Source organism: Donghicola eburneus (genome assembly GCF_900115865.1).
Classification (GTDB): domain Bacteria; phylum Pseudomonadota; class Alphaproteobacteria; order Rhodobacterales; family Rhodobacteraceae; genus Donghicola; species Donghicola eburneus.
Map to the genome: position 1 here is coordinate 386,023 of NZ_FOXY01000001.1, position 19,201 is coordinate 405,223.

The following is a 19,201-nucleotide window of genomic DNA, read 5'->3' on the forward strand; positions in this document are numbered from 1 at the left end:
TTATTCCTTCCAGCTGGCCAGCGCGTTCACGGCGGCGACGGTGATCGCAGAGCCCCCCAGACGCCCTTCGACGATCATTGAGGGGACCGGCAGATCAGCCATCAGGGCGTCCTTGGATTCCCGTGCGCCCACAAAGCCCACGGGGCAGCCGATGATGGCCGCAGGGCGCGGGCAATCGGGGTCCTCGAGCATATTTAGCAGGTGAAACAGCGCCGTGGGGGCGTTGCCGATAGCGACCAGAGCGCCATCAAGGTGGGGGCGCCACAGTTCCACTGCTGCGGCCGAACGGGTGTTCTGCATTTCGGCGGCTAGTTCAGGGACCTGCGGGTCCTTGAGCGTGCAGATGATCGCGTTGTCGGCGGGCAGGCGCGGGCGGGTGATGCCCTCGGACACCATGCGGACGTCGCACAGGATCGGCGCACCGTTTGCCAGTGCGGCGCGGGCGGTTTCGGCCATGCCCTCGGAGAAGCGCACGTGTTCCTCTAGGCCCACAAAGCCGAGCGCGTGGATCATCCGCACGACAACGGATTCTTCATCCTTGTTGAAGCGGGCGAGGTTGGCCTCTGACCGGATGGTCGCAAAGCTTTCCTTGTAGATGGCGGCGCCGTTGGTCTCGTAAACGTGGGGCATTCAGGCTCTCTTGGTCGTCAGAAGGTCGGGATGGCGGATCAGCGCGTCGGATGCAAGGTCGGTCGCGGACCTGTTAGCGCTGGCTGTGCCATTGTGGATCAGGTCAAAGGTGTCTGGGGCCGTCGCGGTCAGGGTGATCGGCGCGGCGCTGGGGTGGGCGCAGCCCTTGGCGCAGCCGGACACGTGCAAGAGCTGCGGCGTGTGCGGGGCCAGTTGGCGGGCCAGAGTGCGCGTGTCGCTCAGGGCTTGGGGACAACCGGGCGCGCCGGTGCAGGCCACGACATTTAGGCGCGGATCGGTGGGATCGGTGATGAGCCCGTCGATGTCGCGCACTGTGGTCAGGTTTTCGAGCAGCAGCATTCGCCACGGGGTCAGGCGGATCGGAGCCAATTTCGCCAGTGCGGCGAGGGTTCTCGCCTGCATCTGCCCGAACTCGAGGCCGACTAGGGTGCCGTTCCTTGTCCGCCCGATCCGGGGCGCGTGCTGCGCGGGTTGCGCCGGAGCAGTGCGGTATTCGGCGGGCAGTTCAGTGGTTTTCAGATGGCGGGCCATGCGGCCGCGTCCCTCTGGCGCGCCGCCAGAGGTCAGGAACCAGCGGGCCAGCTCCAGCGCGGTTTCGGCGGCAGAGTCCACGGTGACGGGGATGCCCATGTCGCAGGTGTCTGCGCGAACGATCAGGCCGTTTTCGCCCCGCTCGATACGGATATCGGCGCTGATATCGGACAATACGGGCGTGTCTCCGCAATCCACCGCATAACCGAACTTTCCCGGCGTGGCGGGGGCATCGTCGGATGACAGGGCCAACATCAAAGCGCTTGCGATGCGGTGGCTGTCATCCCCTGCGGTCCAATAGGGCGTCAGGACGATATTCCGGCGGGTCTCGGTCGCGATGTCGCGGTCGATCACCCCGAGCATCCGCAGGCCGTCGATCAGGGGGGCGTGGGTGGCCTCCGTGACGCCTCGGATCTGCAGGTTCGCGCGGTTCGAAATGTCGATCAGCCCGTTCCCGTAGATCTGCGCCAGATCGGCGATTTGGGCGGCCTTGTCCTGCGCCAGACGGCTGAGGGGGGCACGCACGCGCACCACCAGACCGTCGCCCGACTGCATGGGACGCAGGGCACCGGGGCACCAGCCTTGGATGATGGGGGCGCTCATGACAGGGCCTCCAGTTCCGCGATGATCGAGTTGCGGCGCGTGACCCAAAGGCCCGCGTCCATCAGCGCGCGGAAGCGGTCCTTGAGCGCCTGAAGCGCTTGCGGGTTGGCGCCCTCCATGAACTCGGTCAGGTCTTCGCGGCCCAAGGTGGCTTCGAAATACTGGTCGAACAGGTGCGGGCCCACGACCCCTGCCAGATGGGCAAAGGCGGCCATGTGGTCGAGGGTGGCGGCGATTTCAGCGGCGCCGCGGAAGCCGTGGTTCATCATGCCGTTGGCCCAATCGGGGTTGGCAGCGCGGGCGCGGACGGTCCGGGCGATTTCCTCGTTCAGGCTGCGTGCGCGGGGGCGGTCCGGTTGGGTGGCGTCCATGTGGTAGAGCGCGGGGGCGTCTTGGCCAAGGCGCTTCATAGCGGCGGCGAAACCGGCCTCGTGGGCGGCGTAGTCGCTGGCCATCAGCACGTCGGTTTCTGGCAAGTCCTGCAGGTGAACAAAGCTGTCGGCGGTTTGCAGACGGGTTTCCAGCGCTTCGCGGGCCTCGTGAACCTCGCCCTTGGCGTCGATCGCGTGGGAGCTGGCGGCAAGCCACGCTTCACCAGCGGCTGCGCGGGCTTCGTCGCTGTAGTCGTCCAGCGCCGCGCCCATGTTCAGGCCGTATTGGCCCGGCTTGGGGCCAAAGACGCGGGGGGTGCGGGCGACGTAGGGATTGTCCTCGGGGGCCTCTTCGCGCTCGGCCAGTTTGTCGGCGGCGCCTTCGAACATCTGGGCCAAGCCGGGGAAGACATCGCGGAACAGGCCTGAGACGCGCAGGGTCACGTCGATGCGGGGACGGTTCAGTAGGGCCAGCGGTATGACTTCGAACCCGCTGACGCGTTCGGATCCGTCGTCCCATTTCGGGGCAAGGCCCGCGAGGTGCAGGGCCATGGCAAATTCCTCGCCTGCGGTGCGCATGGTGGCGCTGCCCCAAAGGTCGATCACCAAACCGCGCGGCCAGTCGCCGTGGTCCTGAAGATGGCGGCGCAAGAGTTCCTCGGCCAGCTTGACGCCTTGGGCGTGGGCGGCGCGGGACGGGACCGAGCGGGGGTCGGTCGTGAACAGGTTCCGGCCCGTGGGCAGCACGTCAGAACGGCCACGGTACGGTGACCCAGAGGGGCCAGCGGTCACGAAACGTCCGTTCAGCGCAGCATGGAGGCCCTCGTTTTCCTGCGCGCCGTAGTCGCCCGCGCCAAAGATATGCAGGCCCTCGCCGTACTGGCTTTCCTTGATGTCGCAGACAAAGCGGTCGATGCGGGTGATGGCTTCGGCGGCGGAGGCGTCCTGCGGGATGCCAAGGTCCTCTTCGACGCCGGTGCCTTGGGCCTCGGCGCGGATGTCGGCGATCAGCCGGTCGCGGCGGGCGGGGTCAAGGCCGTCTGCGGTCGAGTATTCGTCCAACAGGTGTTCCAGACGCCCCATCCCCTCGGGCAGTTTGGTCTGCGCCATGGGGGGCGGCAGGTGGCCGATGGTGACGGCAGCGATGCGGCGCTTGGCTTGGGCGGCCTCGCCGGGGTCGTTGACGATGAACGGGTAGATGACGGGCAGGTCGCGGATCAGCGCCTCGGGCCAGCAGTCACCGGACAGGGCCACGGATTTGCCCGGTAGCCATTCCAGCGTGCCGTGGGCCCCGATGTGGACCAGTGCGTCGGATTGGGCGCGGAGCCAGAGGTAGAAGGCGACGTAGCTGTGGCGCGGGGTGCGGGACAGGTCGTGGTAGTCGTCGTCGCGGGTCTCCACGTCGCCGCGCTCCGGCTGGAGGGCGACCAGCGCATTCCCTGCGTCGATGGCGGGGAAGTGGAAGGCGCCATTACGGAACAGCGGGTCGGTGTCGGGATTGCCCCAAGCCGCGATCAGGTCAGCGCGCAGGGGCTCGGGTAGGGTGTCTAGCGCTTGCTCATAGGCCGCGAGCGGATAGGTCAGGGTCTCAACAGTCAGCCGCTGGCCGAGGTCCGACTGGGGCCGCACGGCGTGGCCGCTGGCATTCAGGTCCGATAGTATCTGCTCGGCGCTGGCGAGGGCGTCCATCCCGACCGCGTGGGCGATCTGGTAGGTCTTGCCGGGATATGTCGACAGAACCAGCGCGATCCGTTTGTCCGCAGCGGGCAGGGTGGACAGGCGGTGCCATGCCTGCACACGGTCTGCCAGCGCGTCGATCCGCGTGGGGTCCGCACGGTGAGCAAAGCGGGAATATTCGAGATCGGGGTCTTTCTTGCCCGGCTGTTTGAAGCTGGCGACACCTGCAAAGATGCGGCCATCGACTTCGGGCAGGACCACGTGCATGGCAAGGTCGGCAGGGGACAGACCGCGATCGGCGTCCTTCCAATCCTTCTTGCGGGCGGTGGACAGGGCGATCTGGAACACGGGGCAGCCAGCCGCATCGAGGGGCGAGGCTTCGCCGTTGCGCCCTTGGGCCGAGAAGGCAGTCGCGTTGACGATGGCAGCGGGTTTCAGAGTATCGATCTGGGTGCGCAGCCAGTCGGCAGCAGCGGGGGCCTTGAGACTGCTGGCAAAGGCACCTATGGCTTGGAACCCGCGCTGCTCCAGCGCCGCGATCATAGCGTCGATGGGCGAGGTGTCGGCGGATGTCAGGTAAGAGCGGTAGAAGGTCACCAGAGCCAGCGGGCGGTCGTCGCGCTTTGGATCGGTGACGACGCCTGTGTCGGGCAGGTAAAAGCCCGCATCCGGCACAGTTTTCGCGCCCATCACGGGGGCCGCATAAAGGCCAGCGGCCAGCGCCAGTTGGGCCAGCGCGGCTTGGGCCGCAACGGCGCCACCAGCGTCGCACAGGTGTTGAAGACGTCGCAGGGTCGAGACTGGCAGGGTGCTGAGCTGGTCCAGCCGGTCATCCTGACGCCCGTCGGCGGGCAGGACGGCCAGCGCAATCCCCTTGCGCCGCGCCAAGTCCTGAAGGGTCGCCAGACCGTAGGACCAGTAGCTTTCGCCGCCGATCAGACGGACGAGGATGCCCTTGGCCCCCTCGAGCGTTTGTTCGGCGTAAACGTCCACGGACAGCGGATGTTTCAGGGCCACAAGGTTCGCCAGACGCACCGTCGGCAGGGCCCCCTTGGCCCGATGGTAGCCCGCCGCGAAAGCGCCAAGGTCGGAGTCGGAGAACGACAGCACAATCAGGTCTGCGGGCGTTTGCCCCAGATCCATCGGTGTATCGCCCTGATCGAGCCCGTGGCTTTCGCGGAAGACAACGTGCATGGGTTACGCGCCCAATGCCGCTTTGATCGCGGTCTCGTCGATGTGGTCGTGTTCAGCGATCACCACCAAGAGGGACTTGCGCGGACGGTCGCCCCAAGGCTGGTCGTACTGCGCACGAATGCGCGTGCCCACCGCCTGCACCAGATAGCGCATGGGTTTGCCCTTGACCGCGACGTAGCCTTTGACACGCAAGATATTCTGGTCCTTTGCCATTTTCACAATAGCATCTTGCAACGCCTGAACGTCCTCGACTTCGCCAAGATCGACCACGACGCTGTCGAAATCGTCATGTTCATGGTCATCGTGGCCGTCGTGGTGCGAGGGACGGTTCTCCAGATCATTCTCGGCGGCCGCCTCGAGGCCGAGGATCACGCGGGGATCGACGGCACCGTCGGTGATCGCGATGATCGGCAGCTTGCGGGGGGCTTCGGCCTCTACCACTTCTTTGGCCTTGGCGATGCCAGCCTCACCGGCCAGATCGGCCTTGGAGAGCAGCACGATGTCGGCGCAGCTGATCTGGTCTTCGAAGACCTCGGACAGCGGCGTTTCGTGATCTAGGCTCTCGTCCGCTTCGCGCTGGGCTTGAACGGCGTCCAGATCGGGGGCGAACTGGCCACTCGCCACGGCTTCGGCATCGGCCACGGCAATCACGCCATCGACGGTAATGCGCGATTTGATCGCGGGCCAGTCGAACGCCTTGAGCAGGGGCTTGGGCAGGGCCAGACCCGAGGTCTCGATGATGATGTGCTCGGGCGTTTCAGGCAGGGCCATCAGCTGTTCGATGGTCGGGATGAAGTCATCGGCCACGGTGCAGCAGATGCAGCCGTTCGCCAGCTCCATGATGTTGTTTTCGGGGCAATTTTCATCAGCGCAAGATTTCAGGATGTCACCATCCACACCAGCGGTACCGAATTCGTTGACCAGAACGGCCAGACGCTTGCCCTGCGGGTTTTGCATCAGGTGACGGATCAGCGTGGTTTTGCCAGAGCCGAGAAAGCCGGTAATCACGGTCACGGGGATTTTAGACAGGTTAGACATGGTTACTCCTGCGGGGGAATGCGGGCGATGGATTGTTTGCGGAACGCCTGAGGGCGCTCGCGCCATGGGACGATCCCGTCGGTGGTTTGGGCATAGGCTCGCACGCCGGTCAGGATGTCCTCTACCTGCGTGTCGGGGTCCATGTCGCCGTAGACATAGGTCCAACGGGCGGGGCCTCCGGTCAAGGCAATCGAGCACCCGCGCGAGCACGCGGACAGACATTCGGCGGGCTTCAGGCGGACGTTCTCGGGCAGCTCTGACCGCGTCAGTGTCTCATAGAGGCGCGCACCGGGGCGCGGCTCGTCCGCGACGGGCTCTCCGCCCGCGATGCGGCGGCAGGTGGTGCAGACGGTCAAGGTGACCTCGGCCATGTGGTGCCTCCCTAAACTGGCTGGGAAAACGGGGGGTCACTGGCCATCGGGCACGGGGAAACGCGCCTGTCAAAGCCGGCCGCGACACACCCCGGTCGCCCGTACATTTCTTGCGCTGGCAGGTCTCCCGGCTTGCGGAGCCCGAGGGGTTCCTCGGCTGGCCCGATCCTTCCCGGTATATGGATACCAGTGGCAACGGGGCCTCTCCGGTCACGGTCGCGGGGGCGGCTGCGTTTCGGCTGCGATTTTGGTCGCAAAGCGGTAGCGCATTCCCTCTTCGCCTGTCATAGACAGGAACCAGCGCCGCCCACCTGAGGGAAGGCACCCCACCTTGTCAAGCGTAAGGATCGTCCTATGAGCGATAAGCCCCAAACCGATGAAGCCCGTCACGCGGCCAAGATGGCCAAGAAGAAAGCGGCGCGCGATAAAATCATGGCTACCAAAGAAGGCGAGAAAGGCCTGATCATCGTCCACACGGGGCCCGGCAAGGGCAAATCGTCGTCCGGATTCGGAATGATCTTGCGCTGTATCGCCCACGGGATGCCTTGCGCGGTGGTCCAGTTCATCAAGGGCGCATGGGAGACCGGCGAGCGGACCTTGATCGAGGCGAATTTCAGCGATCTGTGCCAGTTCCACGCCATGGGCGAAGGGTTCACTTGGGAGACCCAAGACAAGTCCCGCGACATCGAGATGGCGAACAAAGGCTGGGAAAAGGCCAAAGAGCTGATCCTGAACCCCGAGATCAAGTTCGTGCTTTTGGATGAGATCAATATCGCCCTGCGCTACGATTATCTGGACGTCGAAGAGGTGGTGCGCTTCCTGCAAGAAGAAAAGCCGCCCATGACCCATGTGTGTCTGACCGGCCGGAATGCCAAAGAGCCCCTGATCGAGGCGGCAGATCTGGTGACCGAGATGACCTTGGTGAAGCATCCCTTCCGCTCTGGCATCAAAGGCCAAAAAGGCGTCGAATTCTGAGCCGTTTGGGGGCGCTGCCCCCTCTTGCCACTTCGCGCCAATTCACCCCCGGGGTACTGGGGCCAAGAAAGAGTACGGGGTTCTTCGCTCTTTCTTGGCGATAAATACCCTCGCCGAAGGCATTCGTGCGCAGCGCGAAAAGAAAAAGGGCCCAATCGGGCCCTTTTTTGTCTCCGAGGGTCGAACCTGTCAGATCGCAAGGTATTCGGCGCGGAGCTCTTCGTTCGCGAGAACTTCGGCGGCCGAGCCATCGTAGACGATCCCGCCGGTGTCGAGGATGATCGCGCGGTCTGCGATTTGTAGAACGCGGACCGCGTTCTGTTCCACGATGACTGTGGTGATGCCCTGCTCCTTGATGTGCATCAGGGTTTTCTCGATCTCGTCCACGATCACGGGCGCGAGGCCTTCGTAGGGTTCGTCGAGGAGGAGGACCTTGATGTCGCGGGCCAGGGCACGGGCGATGGCGAGCATCTGCTGCTCGCCGCCCGAAAGGGTCACGCCCTCTTGTTTGCGGCGCTCGCCGAGGCGGGGAAACAGATCGTAGAGGCGGTCGATCGACCAGCCGATAGGCGGGGCGATTTGGGCCAGTTGCAGGTTTTCCTCGACCGTGAGGCCGGGGATGATCCGGCGGTCTTCGGGGACGAGGCCGAGGCCCGCCGCTGCAGCCTCATAGCTGGACATGTTGTGCAGGGGCTGGTGGTCCAGCCAGATCTCGCCGTGGGTGACCTGCGGGCTGCCTGTGCGTGCGATGGCGCGCAGGGTCGAGGTTTTGCCAGCGCCGTTGCGTCCAAGAAGGGCGAGGATTTCGCCTTCGTGGACGTTAAAGTTGACGCCCTGCACGATGTAGCTTTCGCCGTAGTAGGCGTGCATGTCCCAGACCGACAGGAAGGCGGGCGCCGTTTCTGCGTGGTTCGAGTTCTTGGAGAAATCGGGTCTTACGTTCATAGGGAAATCTCCTGATTAGACCTGCGCTTCGCCAAGGTAGGCTTCGCGGACCTTGGGGTGGCCTTTGATGTTCTGCGGGGTGTCTTCGACCAGCGGGGTGCCTTGGGCCAGAACGGTGATCCGGTCGGCCAAAGAGAAGACCACGTGCATGTCGTGTTCGATGATACACATGGTGATGTCGCGCTTGGTCTTGATCTCTTTGAGCAGATCAATGGTGTTGTTGGTGTCGGCGCGGGCCATGCCGGCTGTGGGTTCGTCCAGCAGCAGCAGACGCGGCTCCTGTACCAGACACATGGCCATTTCCAGTCGGCGCTTATCGCCGCGGGACAGGCTGCCTGCGTGCAGGTGCGCTTTGGACAGCATGTTCACGTCGTCCAGCATGGTCTCTGCCTTTTGCAGCATGTCGGACTCGTTCACGACAGAGCCAAAAGCATGCATGCGGAACGAACCGTCACGGCGCGCGAAGCAGGGGATCATCACGTTTTCCAGAACCGTCAAATCCGCAAAGATTTCAGGTGTTTGGAAAACACGGCTGATGCCCATCTGGTTGATCTCGTGGGGGGAGCGGCCCAGAACCGATTGACCGTCGAACATGACGCTTCCGGTGTCGGGGATCAGCTTGCCCACCAGGCAGTTGAGCAGGGTGGATTTACCGGCCCCGTTGGGACCGATAATGGCGTGGACGGTGTTTTCCTGAACGCTGAGGTTCACATCACCGAGGGCTTGCAGACCGCCGAAGCGTTTCCCAACCCCTTTGACTTCGAGAATACCCATCGGTTGCTCTCCTTATTCCGCAGGGGTGGTTTTGGCGGCAGCGCCATCGTCCGAGGACTTGTTTTTCTTGAAGAGGCGCGAGATCCGCTGGCCCCCTTCGACAAGACCGCCGGGCAGATAGATCACGACCAGCATGAACAGGATGCCGAGGGTCAGGTGCCAGCCTTTGCCGATGAAGGGATGGATGATGAAGACCACGAAGTCTTCGATCCCGTCGGGCAGCCAGCTGAACCACTGGTGCAGAACGTTGTCGTTGATTTTCGAGAAGATGTTCTCGAAGTACTTGATGAAACCTGCGCCAAGAACGGGGCCGATCAGGGTGCCTGCGCCGCCAAGGATGGTCATCAGAACAACTTCGCCCGACGCGGTCCACTGCATGCGTTCGGCGCCTGCCAGCGGGTCCATAGAGGCCATCAGGCCACCCGCCAGACCGGCATACATGCCCGAGATCACGAAGGCCGCCAGAGTGTAGGGACGGGTGTTCAGGCCGGTGTAGCGCATCCGGTTCTGGTTACACTTTACCGCGCGCAGCATCAGGCCAAAGGGCGAGCGGAAGATGCGGACCGCGATGTAGAACGACACCAGCATGATGATCGCACACAGGTAGTAGCCCGCGCTGAACTGGAAGTTCCAGCCGCCGACAGCCATTTCATAGGTCGAGCGCATTTCCAGACCGAATAGGCTGGTCACGGGGATCGAGCCGTCAGCTGTTGCCGACACACCCAGAATACGGGGGTCATCGAGGGTCAGCTGCAGGCCTGTTTCACCATTGGTGATGGGCGTCAGAACCGAGTAGGCGAGGTTGAACGACATTTGCGCGAAGGCCAGCGTCAGGATCGAGAAGTAGATGCCCGACCGGCGCAGTGACACAAAGCCAATAAGCAGTGCGAACAGGCCCGCCACGATGACCGACAGGATGATCGCGGGGATGACGTTCATGCTCAGCAGTTTGAACATCCAGACTGCCGAGTACGACCCCACACCCAGAAACGCCGCATGGCCAAAGGACAGGTAGCCGGTCAGACCGAACAGAATGTTGAAGCCCACAGCAAAGATGCCAAAGATCACAAAGCGCTGCATCAGGTCTGGATAGCCCGCGTTGAACTGCGCCAGACCGCTATCGGTGGGGAAAGGGTTCAGGATGAACGGTGCGAAGAGTGTCAGCGCCGCGACGACCAGCAAAAGAGAGGTGTCTTTTTTGTTCAGACCAAACATGGATTAGTCCTCCATCACGCCCTTGCGGCCCATGAGGCCCCGTGGACGGGTCAGCAGAATGATGATGGCGACGACGTAGATGATGATCTGGTCGATGCCGGGAATGATGGACTTGATCTCGTTCATCGAGGCGAAGCTCTCGAGAATGCCAAGCAGGAAGCCAGCTGCCACAGCGCCGGGCAAGGAGCCCATGCCGCCCACAACCACAACCACGAAGGACAGCACGAGGAAGTCCATGCCCATGTGGTAGTTCGGGCTGTTGATCGGTGCGTACATCACGCCAGCCAGACCAGCGACTGCCGCCGCGAGGCCGAACATGAAGGTAAAGCGCTTGTCGATATTGATGCCCAAGAGGCCAACGGTTTCGCGGTCTGCCATACCTGCGCGGACGACCATGCCAAACGTGGTGAACTGCAAGAAGCTGAACACGCCGCCGATGATCACAGCCGCAAAGCCGAAGTAGATCAGACGCCAGTAAGGATAGATGATAGCGTTGGGATCAAAGCCGAGCAGAACGCCGAAATCAAAGCTGCCACGGAACGCCTCGGGGGCGCCGGTGGGGATCGGGTTCGCGCCGTAGAAATACTTGACGACCTCTTGCAGAACAATGGCGAGGCCAAAGGTCACAAGGATCTGGTCCGCGTGGGGACGCTTGTAGAAGTGCTTGATCAGGCCGCGTTCCATCGCGAAGCCGACAAAGATCATCACCGGAATGGCGAACAGGATTGCCAAAGGCACGGACCAGTCGATGATCGAACCGCCCATCTCGGGGCCGAACCATGCCTCGACATAGGGGACTTTGACCTTGAGCGGATTGCCAAGGAAGTCTGTCTGGGTGGCGTCAACCACTTCGTAGCTTAGGTTCAGGATACGCTGGAGTGTCACAGCGCAGAAGGCACCGATCATGAACAGCGCCCCGTGGGCAAAGTTCACAACGCCGAGTGTGCCGAAAATCAGCGTAAGCCCCAGCGCAATCAGCGCATAGGCCGAGCCCTTGTCGAGCCCGTTTAGGATTTGCAGTAGGATCGCGTCCATGGTTCCGACCGTCTTCTCAATAGGATGCTAGGCCGGTCCGAGCGATGTCGGACCGGCTGATCAACCGGCCAGCGCAAAGGCTGGCCGGACCGATTGTGGCGGGGGATTATGCGCCCGGGTTACAGGTACCCAGCGCACCACCCGCGAACATCGGGTGATCGGGTGCGTACTCGACCTGAGCGCGCGGCGTGACCTGAACAACCTCGAGAAGGTCGAATTCCGAGGTCGGGTTCTCTTTACCGCGCACAACCAGAACATCTTTGAAGCACTGGTGGTCTTCGGCGCGGTACAGGGTGGGACCGTTGCCCAGACCGTCGAATTCGAAGCCTTCGAGAGCTTCGGCAACGGCGCAGGGGTTGAACGAGCCAGCACGGGCGACAGCGTCTGCGTACAGGATGGTCTGTACGTAACAGGTGTGTGCAGCCTGCGACGGCGGGAAGCCGTACTTGGTGCCGAACGACTTGACGAATGCCTTGGAGCCTTCGTCCTGCAGCGACCAGTGCCAGTTGGTCGAACCAAGAATGCCCTTGATGTTTTCGCCTGCGCCACGTGCCATCAGGCGCGAGAACAGGGGAACAACGATCTCGAAGTTCTTGTTGTTGATGGTTTTGTCGCGCAGGCCGAACTGAACAGCGTTGGTCAGCGAGTTCACCATGTTGCCGCCGTAGTGGTTCAGAACCAGTACGTCCGCACCCGAGTTCAGAACCGGTGCGATGTACGACGAGAAGTCAGTCGCTGCCAGCGGGGTCAGAACGTTGTTCACGGTTTCCCAGCCCAGAGCCTCGGTCGCGGCTGCGATCGATTCCTGCTGGGTCCAGCCCCATGTGTAGTCTGCGGTCAGGTGGTAGGCTTTACGGTCGTTGCCGTAGACGTCTGCCAGCACCGGAGCCAGAGCTGCGCCCGACATGTAGCCGTTAAAGAAGTGACGGAAGCCGTTCGCCTTCTTGTCCTTGCCGGTGGTGTCGTTCGAGTGGGTCAGACCCGCCATGAAGATGACGCCCGCTTCTTGGCACAGGCCCTGAACCGCGATCGCCACACCCGAGGACGAACCGCCGGTGATCATGACAGCGCCGTCTTTTTCGATCATCGACTTGGCCGATGCGCGGGCTGCGTCCGATTTGGTCTGGGTGTCGCCGGTGACGTACTCAACCTTCTTGCCCAGAATGCCGTTCCCCTCGAGCGCCTTGGAGCTGAAGGTCGGCAGCATGCCGCCGTCGCCGCCACCGTTCAGGTGCTCGACTGCCAGCTCGTAAGCGCGCAGTTCGTCCGCGCCTTCGTCCGCGTAGGGACCGGTCTGGGGCACGTTGAAGCCCAGAGTGACGGTCGACCCCGTGGGTGCGTTAGTGAAACCTTCGTGACCAGCTGCGCGCAGGTAGGTGGGCAGCATCAGGCCGCCGCCGGCAACCGCACCGGTCTTAAGCACGCCGCGGCGTGTCACATCCATCTTCGACATGGATTTCCTCCCAATTTTTGTAGGTGCTCGGTGGGGCTCCTCTTCCCCAGTCAAGCGGCACTCTCGTGCAAACTCAGTATCAGGGAGGGTTGTAAAATTACGCAACAACCCTGTTGCTTGTAATGATAATTTTGTAAAGCTATACACAATGCGATTGCATACACTGTAAAGTATTTTTCTCGCGACCGCAGAAGGTTGCTGAAAAGTAAGGGGAATTTTCATGTCGCGAAGTGCGTTGACAGGCAGCCGGATCCGCGAGCGTCGCAGCATGATGGAGATGCGCCAAGCCGATCTTGCCCGCCATGTGGGAATTTCCGCCAGTTACCTCAATCTGATCGAGCATAACCGGCGCAGAATCGGCGGCAAACTGCTGATGGATATTGCGTCCGCTTTACAGATCGAACCCGCTGCCTTGAGCGAGGGAGCAGAGGCACACTTGGTCGCCCGTCTGCGCGAAGCGGCGGCAGATGGCGGCAAACGGACTGAAATTGAACGGGTGGACGAGTTCGCAGGTCGTTTTCCCGGTTGGGCAGAGTTGGTAGTTGAAAAGCAACGGCGCATCGCCGCGCTGGAACGCACGGTCGAGGTTCTGACCGACCGTTTGACCCACGATCCGTTTTTGTCGGCGGCGCTTCATGACATCCTGACAGCGGTGGCCTCGATCCGGTCGACCTCTTCTATTCTGGTAGAGACACCGGAACTGGAGCCCGAATGGCGCGGCCGGTTTCAGCGCAACATCAATGAGGACAGCCAACGTCTGTCCGAAGCGTCGCGCTCTTTGGTGAGTTATCTGGACGGGGTAGATGACATCGATGCCAGCTCGACCTCTCCCCAGGAGGAGTTGGAGGCGTTTCTTGCGACGCACGATTTCCATTTCCCCGATCTCGAAGAGAGCCCGACCGAAGAGACTATCAATCAGTTGATCAACGGCGTCGATCTGCTGCGCTCGACTTCGGCGCAAGCCTTGGCGGTCTCGCACCTGACGCAATACGTACAAGACGCGCAGCGCTTGCCGCTGACGCGGTTGCGGTCCGTACTGGGGACCTATGGGCTCGACCCTTCGGCATTGGCCGCAAACACAGGGGTAGATTTGCCGCTGTTGTTCCGCAGATTGGCTGCGCTGCCCAAAGAACTGGAGTACGGCCCGATCGGTCTGGTGGTCTGCGATGCGTCCGGCACGCTGATCTTCCGCAAGCAGATCGAGGGCTTCCCCCTGCCAAGGTTCGGCGCGGCCTGTCCCTTGTGGCCGCTGTTCCGCGCGCTGAGCCAACCTATGATGCCGCTGATGATGGACCTGACTCAAGCGGGCCGAGGTGCCGGACATTTCCGCAGTTATTCAATCGCACAAGCGGTTGGGGACGTCAGCTTTGGGAAAAGCATGCGGTTTGAAGCAAGTATGCTGGTCATCCCCGAGGAAGCTGGAGTAGAAAAGGATTACGAACTGGTTGGTGTCAGTTGCCGCATTTGCCCCAGCGCAACCTGCGGCGCCAGAAGAGAGCCATCTATTTTGGCAGAGGGGTTTTGACTTTTAATTGCGCTATGCGCGATACTCTCTGGATATAAGTGCCATATCCAGGGGAGGGGGTTAGGCATGGGGAAGCGAGTTTTGCTGATCGAGGATGAGCCAAACATCATCGAAGCGATCAGTTTTATCTTGTCCCGGGACGGATGGGATGTGGACACCCACGCCAACGGAATCGACGCCGTTGACAAGGTGATCGCCCGTCAGCCCGACTTGGTTATTTTGGACGTCATGTTGCCGGGCCGCAGTGGCTTTGACATCTTGCGCGACCTGCGGGCCCATGACGGGACCGCAGCGCTGCCGGTGTTGATGCTGACCGCACGCGGCCAGACCAAAGACCGCGAGACCGCCAAAGCGCTTGGGGTGTCTCGCTTTATGACCAAACCGTTTTCCAATGCCGAAGTGCTGGAAAGCGTTCGGAGTTTGGCCAACGGTGTCGAAGCGCCTCAGTAATGGCCCGCAAACCCGAAAACCCGATCTTTCTGGAGCGTGAACGGTACAGGATGCGCCGCCTGATGGACGCGGCGCGGCTGGCCCCGGTGTTGGCCGCATTCCTGTTTCTTCTGCCTCTGATGTGGTCCGCAAGCGAAGCTGTGAAAACTGCCAGTGTCCTTGTCTACCTGTTCGCGGCATGGGGGCTGCTGACTGCGGTGACGGCGTTTCTGTCGCGGAAACTGCACAAAATCCCGCGAGATAAGTGGCAGGAGCGTCCCTAATGGGAATGCTGAACGTGCTGGTCACGGTCTCGTTGGCCTACGTGACCTTTCTGTTCATGGTTGCGTTCTTTGCCGATCGTGCTGCGGCGCGGGGGCGGTCCAAGTGGCTGCAGAGCCCACTGATCTACACTCTGTCCCTGTCGATCTATTGCACGGCTTGGACGTTTTACGGGGCCGTCGGCTACGCTGCCCGCTCTGGGGTGGAGTTCCTGACCATCTACCTAGGTCCGTCCATCGTGATGATCGGTTGGTGGCTGATCCTTCGTAAACTTGTGCGAATTGGGCGCAGCCAGCGCGTTACTTCTATCGCGGACCTCATTTCGTCGCGCTTTGGTAAGTCCAACAGCTTGGCCGTGGTGGTGACGGTGATCGCTGTGGTCGGAACGACCCCGTACATCGCGCTGCAACTCCAGTCTGTCACATTGGCGCTGGATGCCTTTGCGGGCGAAGAGGTGACGCCGAGTGTCGGGCCATCGGCCACGGCGCTGTGGCTCGCCGTGGGTCTTGCGCTGTTTACCGTGTTGTTCGGCACCCGAAATCTGGATGCGAACGAACGGCACGATGGTGTTGTTATGGCGATCGCGGTCGAAGCGGTGGTCAAGCTGGTCGCGCTGGTCGCGGTTGGACTCTTTGTGATCTGGGGGATCGGCGGCGGGATCGGCCCCACGATGGAGCGGATTTCCCAGTCCGAAATCGCGCGATGGGATGTGTCGGCGGGGCGTTGGATGGGATTGATGTTCCTGTCATCGGCAGCGTTGCTCACGCTGCCACGGATGTTCCAAGTCATGGTGGTCGAGAACGAAGACGAACGCCATCTGGCGACAGCGAGTTGGGCCTTTCCAGCGTATCTGCTGCTCATGAGCCTGTTCGTGGTGCCGATAGCAGTGCTGGGCCTAGAATACATGCCCGATGGCGCGAACCCTGACCTTTTCGTTCTAACCTTGCCCTTGGCCGAGGGGCGAAACACGCTGGCGATGCTCAGCTTCTTGGGTGGTTTTTCGTCGGCGACCTCGATGGTGATTGTGGCGGCAATTGCCCTTTCGACCATGGTGTCGAATCACATTGTTATGCCGATCTGGCTGTCGACCCAAGGCTCCACGGCGATGGTTGCGGGCGATGTACGGCATGTGGTGCTGCTCTCGCGGCGCCTATCGATTATGGGTGTTCTGACCCTTGGCTATTTGTATCACCACACCACAGGCGGCGGAGAGGCGCTGGCATCCATTGGTTTGATCAGTTTTGCGGGCGTCGCGCAGACCTTGCCTGCGCTGCTCGGCGGAATTTTCTGGCGCGGCGCAACGCGGGTGGGCGCGCTGATGGGGATGGTCGTGGGTTTCGTCCTATGGGCTTATACCCTGTTCATGCCGAGCTTTGGTCCAGAAGTCTTTATGTCCGAGACGTTCCTGCGCGAGGGTCCATTTGGTTGGGGCTGGCTGCGTCCAGAGGCGTTGTTCGGCATCGCCTCGAGTGATCCAGTGGTGCATTCGGTGGTCTGGAGCATGTCTCTGAACACCTTCACCTTCTTTATCTTTTCCCTGATCAGCTTCCCCACACCGCTCGAGCGGCTTCAGGGCGCGCAGTTCGTCAACGTGTTTGACCATTCGGCGCGGCCGGGCAGTTGGTCACGCGGATTGGCCGAGGCCGAAGACCTGCTCGTCATGGCGCAGCGCATCCTTGGCCCATCCGAGGCGCAGTCTCTGTTCCGGTCCGAAGCTGTGAGCCAAGGCATCACAGGCTATCTACCCGAAACCACGCCCGAATTCTTGCAGCGACTAGAGCGGGAGATGGCCGGTAGCGTGGGCGCCGCAACGGCGCACGCGATGGTGGGGCAAATCCTAGGGCGGGCGTCGGTCACGGTCGAGGATCTGATGGCGGTGGCGGATGAAACCGCGCAGATCATGGAGTACTCCAACCAGCTTGAGGCTAAATCGGCCGAATTGACCCGCACCGCCCGCCAACTCCGCGCCGCGAACGAAAAGCTGACGCAGATGTCGGTGCAAAAGGATGCCTTCCTTTCCCAAATCAGTCACGAATTGCGGACGCCCATGACCTCGATCCGTGCGTTTTCTGAAATCTTGCGCGATGGGGGCTTGGACGATGCCGCGCTCGCGAAATACGCAGGTATCATCCATGACGAGGCGATCCGATTGACTCGTTTGCTGGATGATCTGCTGGACTTGAGCGTGCTGGAGAACGGGCAGGTCAGTCTGAACGAGCGGGTGGGCAAGATCGGGGATGTGCTGAATCAGGCTGTGGCTGCGGCGGGGATCGAGAATAGCCGGCTGCGCGTTGTGCGGTCCAAAGTGCGCGAAGACCTGATGATCTACACCGATCTGGACCGACTGTCGCAGGTCTTTATCAACCTGATTTCAAATGCGCTGAAGTATTGTGATGCCGCACGGCCACGGCTCGAGGTGTCGATCCGCGATTTGGGGGACACGCTGGCGATCGACTTCATCGATAATGGCAGCGGCATTCCCATGGCCTCGCAGGATGTGATTTTCGAAAAGTTCTCGCGGGTGGGCAGTGATCAGGCGGCGGGGGGTGCGGGTCTGGGGCTCGCCATCTGCCGAGAGATCATGCACCGGCTTGGGGGCACGGTGTCCTATTTGCCGGGACAGGGCGGGGGTGCCTTTCGTGTCATCTTGCCGGTCACTGTGGTGCGATCGGGGCGCTGATCGTAACCCTTCGGTAACCGTGATGGGGCTAGGGTCGGCGTAAACCCCTTTGAATTGCGCGGATGCTTATGCCCGAGTCAGCTCTGGAACGAAAACTGCGGTCCGGTCCGAAACCAGCAGAAACTTTGGACGCCTTTGCGCGGGCCTGCGAGGTCGGCATCGGGGCGGCGCTGAATTATCCTGTGCAGGTTTCTGGATCAGAGCAGGGGGAAATGACCGCTCGGGATGCAGTTCAAGAGATGGCAGAGGGCGGTATGGTTCTGCTGCTGGACGCCCCTGACGGTGGCCTTGGTGCGCTGATCATTCCGCCCGCGTTGGCTGCTGGTTTGATCGAGCTTTTGACCTTTGGCGCGCTCTCGACCCATCCGGTCTCGCGTCGGGCCGCGACGGCTACGGATGCCGCTGTGATCGAACCCGTCGTGCGTGCGTTGCTTGGGGAAGTCGCGGCGCGGCGCGAGGGGGCGGAGGCCCCCATGCAATTCGGCGCTCTGTTGTCGGCTCAGCACTTCGCGCGGGTCATGCCCGAGGGCGCGCTGGATGCTTACAGTGTCGAGGTGATGATATCGCCGGAGCGGGCAGGGCGGCTGTGGCTGTTGACCACCAAGCCCATTCCCAAAGAGCCTGAGCCCGACCCCGAAGCGGACGCCCGCTGGCGCGGCGGCATGGCCGAGAATGTCACAGGTTCGACTGTGCGTTTGGACGTGATGCTGGGGCCGCTTCAGGTGTCCCTGGCCGAGATGTCGGAATGGCAAATTGGAACGGTCCTGACCCTTGGGATTGAGGCGCTAGAAGCAGCCGAGGTCCAGATCAACGGCTCAGAGGCCTTGGGCCGTGCCCGCGTGGGGCGTCTGGGCGGTCTGCGTGCGATCCGGCTGGAAACTGACGGAGACGCCCCAGAGCCGACTGCGCCGCCCGAAGAGCCCGCTCTGCCGACTGTCCTGCCGAGCGAGACGGAGTGGGACAACGAAAATGGGGAAGATGTTCCCATCTCCCCCATCTGATCACCTTCGATGATCGCGTGCCATCAGGAGCGTGCCAGCATCTCTAGCTGGGGGCGCAACTGTCCCAAGGCGTATCCCGCCTTTTCGGTCGCAGCCAGAATCTCGTCTGCGGGCATTTCCTTGGCCATCGCAAAGCTCCAGAGCACCGAGCAACGGGTGCCAGAGGCGCAATAGGCCAGCACGGGGCCGGAAGCGGCCGCGAGCGTGTCGTGATGGCGGGCAATGACCTCTGGGGTCATGGTGCTGTGCGTGACCGGATGGACATGGAATTCCAGTCCGGCTGCTTCTGCCGCCTTGCCGACTTCCTCGGCCCAGAGTTGGGGCGGGTTTTCGGCATCGGGTCTGTTGCAGATCAGAACCTTGTAGCCGGCCTCCGCAATCGCGGGGACGTCTTCGGGGCTGATCTGCGGAGAGACCGAATAGTGGGGTGTAATTACGCGGATATCCATCC

The 19,201-nt window shown here is 62.0% G+C and carries 17 protein-coding genes and 1 riboswitch; of the genes, 6 read left to right on the top strand and 11 right to left on the bottom strand.

Going from position 1 to position 19,201, the window contains the following annotated elements; all coding sequences use genetic code 11:
* Genes BM225_RS01805 through BM225_RS01825 form a run of 5 tightly spaced genes read right to left on the bottom strand, consistent with a single transcriptional unit; the run spans position 1 to position 6,436 of the window.
* A complete protein-coding gene (locus tag BM225_RS01805) occupies positions 1-630 on the bottom strand; it encodes a precorrin-8X methylmutase (RefSeq protein ID WP_072706262.1) in 630 nt (209 codons plus the stop codon).
* On the bottom strand, positions 631-1,785 hold the full coding sequence (gene cobG / locus BM225_RS01810; protein WP_072706263.1) for a precorrin-3B synthase: 1,155 nt from the start codon (positions 1,783-1,785) through the stop codon (positions 631-633).
* A complete protein-coding gene (gene cobN / locus BM225_RS01815; RefSeq protein WP_072706264.1) occupies positions 1,782-5,027 on the bottom strand; it encodes a cobaltochelatase subunit CobN in 3,246 nt (1,081 codons plus the stop codon). Before cobN ends, cobG begins: the two co-directional genes overlap by 4 nt.
* A 3-nt stretch (positions 5,028-5,030) precedes the next feature.
* Complete coding sequence (gene cobW, locus BM225_RS01820; RefSeq protein ID WP_072706265.1) at positions 5,031-6,065, bottom strand: cobalamin biosynthesis protein CobW; 1,035 nt, start codon at positions 6,063-6,065, stop codon at positions 5,031-5,033.
* A gap of 2 nt (positions 6,066-6,067) precedes the next feature.
* Positions 6,068-6,436 (bottom strand): DUF1636 family protein, encoded by a 369-nt coding sequence (locus tag BM225_RS01825; protein WP_072706266.1) that lies wholly within the window; start codon positions 6,434-6,436, stop codon positions 6,068-6,070.
* A 100-nt stretch (positions 6,437-6,536) separates the two neighbouring features.
* A riboswitch (cobalamin riboswitch) is annotated at positions 6,537-6,753 on the bottom strand.
* A 37-nt stretch (positions 6,754-6,790) separates the two neighbouring features.
* Between BM225_RS01825 and cobO the strand changes: the two genes are divergently transcribed.
* Positions 6,791-7,411 carry a cob(I)yrinic acid a,c-diamide adenosyltransferase gene (cobO, locus tag BM225_RS01830; RefSeq protein ID WP_072706267.1) on the top strand — a complete coding sequence of 207 codons (621 nt, stop codon included), beginning with the start codon at positions 6,791-6,793 and terminating at the stop codon, positions 7,409-7,411.
* 189 nt (positions 7,412-7,600) lie between these two features.
* On the opposite strand, the gene BM225_RS01835 is transcribed toward cobO, so the two are convergent.
* The 5 genes from BM225_RS01835 to BM225_RS01855 all read right to left on the bottom strand — a co-directional run bounded on the left by BM225_RS01835 (position 7,601) and on the right by BM225_RS01855 (position 12,833).
* Positions 7,601-8,356: an ABC transporter ATP-binding protein gene (locus BM225_RS01835; protein ID WP_072706268.1), complete on the bottom strand. Its 756-nt coding sequence runs from the start codon at positions 8,354-8,356 to the stop codon at positions 7,601-7,603.
* 15 nt (positions 8,357-8,371) lie between these two features.
* A complete protein-coding gene (locus BM225_RS01840) occupies positions 8,372-9,130 on the bottom strand; it encodes an ABC transporter ATP-binding protein (protein ID WP_072706269.1) in 759 nt (252 codons plus the stop codon).
* A 12-nt stretch (positions 9,131-9,142) separates the two neighbouring features.
* Positions 9,143-10,345, bottom strand: coding sequence for a branched-chain amino acid ABC transporter permease (locus tag BM225_RS01845; protein WP_072706270.1), 1,203 nt, complete (start codon positions 10,343-10,345; stop codon positions 9,143-9,145).
* Between the two features lie 3 nt (positions 10,346-10,348).
* Positions 10,349-11,380: a branched-chain amino acid ABC transporter permease gene (locus BM225_RS01850; protein ID WP_072706271.1), complete on the bottom strand. Its 1,032-nt coding sequence runs from the start codon at positions 11,378-11,380 to the stop codon at positions 10,349-10,351.
* 106 nt (positions 11,381-11,486) lie between these two features.
* Positions 11,487-12,833, bottom strand: a complete 1,347-nt coding sequence (locus BM225_RS01855) for a substrate-binding protein (protein WP_072706272.1) — start codon at positions 12,831-12,833, stop codon at positions 11,487-11,489.
* A gap of 220 nt (positions 12,834-13,053) precedes the next feature.
* Here BM225_RS01855 and BM225_RS01860 point away from each other — a divergent pair, with 220 nt between their 5' ends.
* The 5 genes from BM225_RS01860 to BM225_RS01880 all read left to right on the top strand — a co-directional run bounded on the left by BM225_RS01860 (position 13,054) and on the right by BM225_RS01880 (position 18,750).
* On the top strand, positions 13,054-14,358 hold the full coding sequence (locus BM225_RS01860; RefSeq protein WP_072706273.1) for a helix-turn-helix transcriptional regulator: 1,305 nt from the start codon (positions 13,054-13,056) through the stop codon (positions 14,356-14,358).
* 66 nt (positions 14,359-14,424) lie between these two features.
* Complete coding sequence (locus BM225_RS01865; protein WP_072706274.1) at positions 14,425-14,808, top strand: response regulator transcription factor; 384 nt, start codon at positions 14,425-14,427, stop codon at positions 14,806-14,808.
* Positions 14,808-15,071, top strand: coding sequence for a hypothetical protein (locus tag BM225_RS01870; RefSeq protein WP_072706275.1), 264 nt, complete (start codon positions 14,808-14,810; stop codon positions 15,069-15,071). Before BM225_RS01865 ends, BM225_RS01870 begins: the two co-directional genes overlap by 1 nt.
* Positions 15,071-17,749, top strand: a complete 2,679-nt coding sequence (locus tag BM225_RS01875; protein WP_072706276.1) for an ATP-binding protein — start codon at positions 15,071-15,073, stop codon at positions 17,747-17,749. Before BM225_RS01870 ends, BM225_RS01875 begins: the two co-directional genes overlap by 1 nt.
* Positions 17,750-17,817: 68 nt before the next feature.
* Entirely contained in the window at positions 17,818-18,750 is a 933-nt protein-coding gene (locus BM225_RS01880; protein WP_072706277.1) for a FliM/FliN family flagellar motor switch protein, read from the top strand.
* Between the two features lie 23 nt (positions 18,751-18,773).
* On the opposite strand, the gene BM225_RS01885 is transcribed toward BM225_RS01880, so the two are convergent.
* Positions 18,774-19,199, bottom strand: coding sequence for a protein tyrosine phosphatase family protein (locus BM225_RS01885; protein ID WP_072706278.1), 426 nt, complete (start codon positions 19,197-19,199; stop codon positions 18,774-18,776).
* Positions 19,200-19,201: the final 2 nt, after the last annotated feature.

Bases quoted from the DNA above. Each gene is read 5' to 3' on its own strand.
- BM225_RS01805 (WP_072706262.1), bottom strand. From the start codon at position 630: ATGCCCCACGTTTACGAGACCAACGGCGCCGCCATCTACAAGGAAAGC.
- cobG (WP_072706263.1), bottom strand. From the start codon at position 1,785: ATGAGCGCCCCCATCATCCAAGGCTGGTGCCCCGGTGCCCTGCGTCCC.
- cobN (WP_072706264.1), bottom strand. From the start codon at position 5,027: ATGCACGTTGTCTTCCGCGAAAGCCACGGGCTCGATCAGGGCGATACA.
- cobW (WP_072706265.1), bottom strand. From the start codon at position 6,065: ATGTCTAACCTGTCTAAAATCCCCGTGACCGTGATTACCGGCTTTCTC.
- BM225_RS01825 (WP_072706266.1), bottom strand. From the start codon at position 6,436: ATGGCCGAGGTCACCTTGACCGTCTGCACCACCTGCCGCCGCATCGCG.
- cobO (WP_072706267.1), top strand. From the start codon at position 6,791: ATGAGCGATAAGCCCCAAACCGATGAAGCCCGTCACGCGGCCAAGATG.
- BM225_RS01835 (WP_072706268.1), bottom strand. From the start codon at position 8,356: ATGAACGTAAGACCCGATTTCTCCAAGAACTCGAACCACGCAGAAACG.
- BM225_RS01840 (WP_072706269.1), bottom strand. From the start codon at position 9,130: ATGGGTATTCTCGAAGTCAAAGGGGTTGGGAAACGCTTCGGCGGTCTG.
- BM225_RS01845 (WP_072706270.1), bottom strand. From the start codon at position 10,345: ATGTTTGGTCTGAACAAAAAAGACACCTCTCTTTTGCTGGTCGTCGCG.
- BM225_RS01850 (WP_072706271.1), bottom strand. From the start codon at position 11,380: ATGGACGCGATCCTACTGCAAATCCTAAACGGGCTCGACAAGGGCTCG.
- BM225_RS01855 (WP_072706272.1), bottom strand. From the start codon at position 12,833: ATGTCGAAGATGGATGTGACACGCCGCGGCGTGCTTAAGACCGGTGCG.
- BM225_RS01860 (WP_072706273.1), top strand. From the start codon at position 13,054: ATGTCGCGAAGTGCGTTGACAGGCAGCCGGATCCGCGAGCGTCGCAGC.
- BM225_RS01865 (WP_072706274.1), top strand. From the start codon at position 14,425: ATGGGGAAGCGAGTTTTGCTGATCGAGGATGAGCCAAACATCATCGAA.
- BM225_RS01870 (WP_072706275.1), top strand. From the start codon at position 14,808: ATGGCCCGCAAACCCGAAAACCCGATCTTTCTGGAGCGTGAACGGTAC.
- BM225_RS01875 (WP_072706276.1), top strand. From the start codon at position 15,071: ATGGGAATGCTGAACGTGCTGGTCACGGTCTCGTTGGCCTACGTGACC.
- BM225_RS01880 (WP_072706277.1), top strand. From the start codon at position 17,818: ATGCCCGAGTCAGCTCTGGAACGAAAACTGCGGTCCGGTCCGAAACCA.
- BM225_RS01885 (WP_072706278.1), bottom strand. From the start codon at position 19,199: ATGGATATCCGCGTAATTACACCCCACTATTCGGTCTCTCCGCAGATC.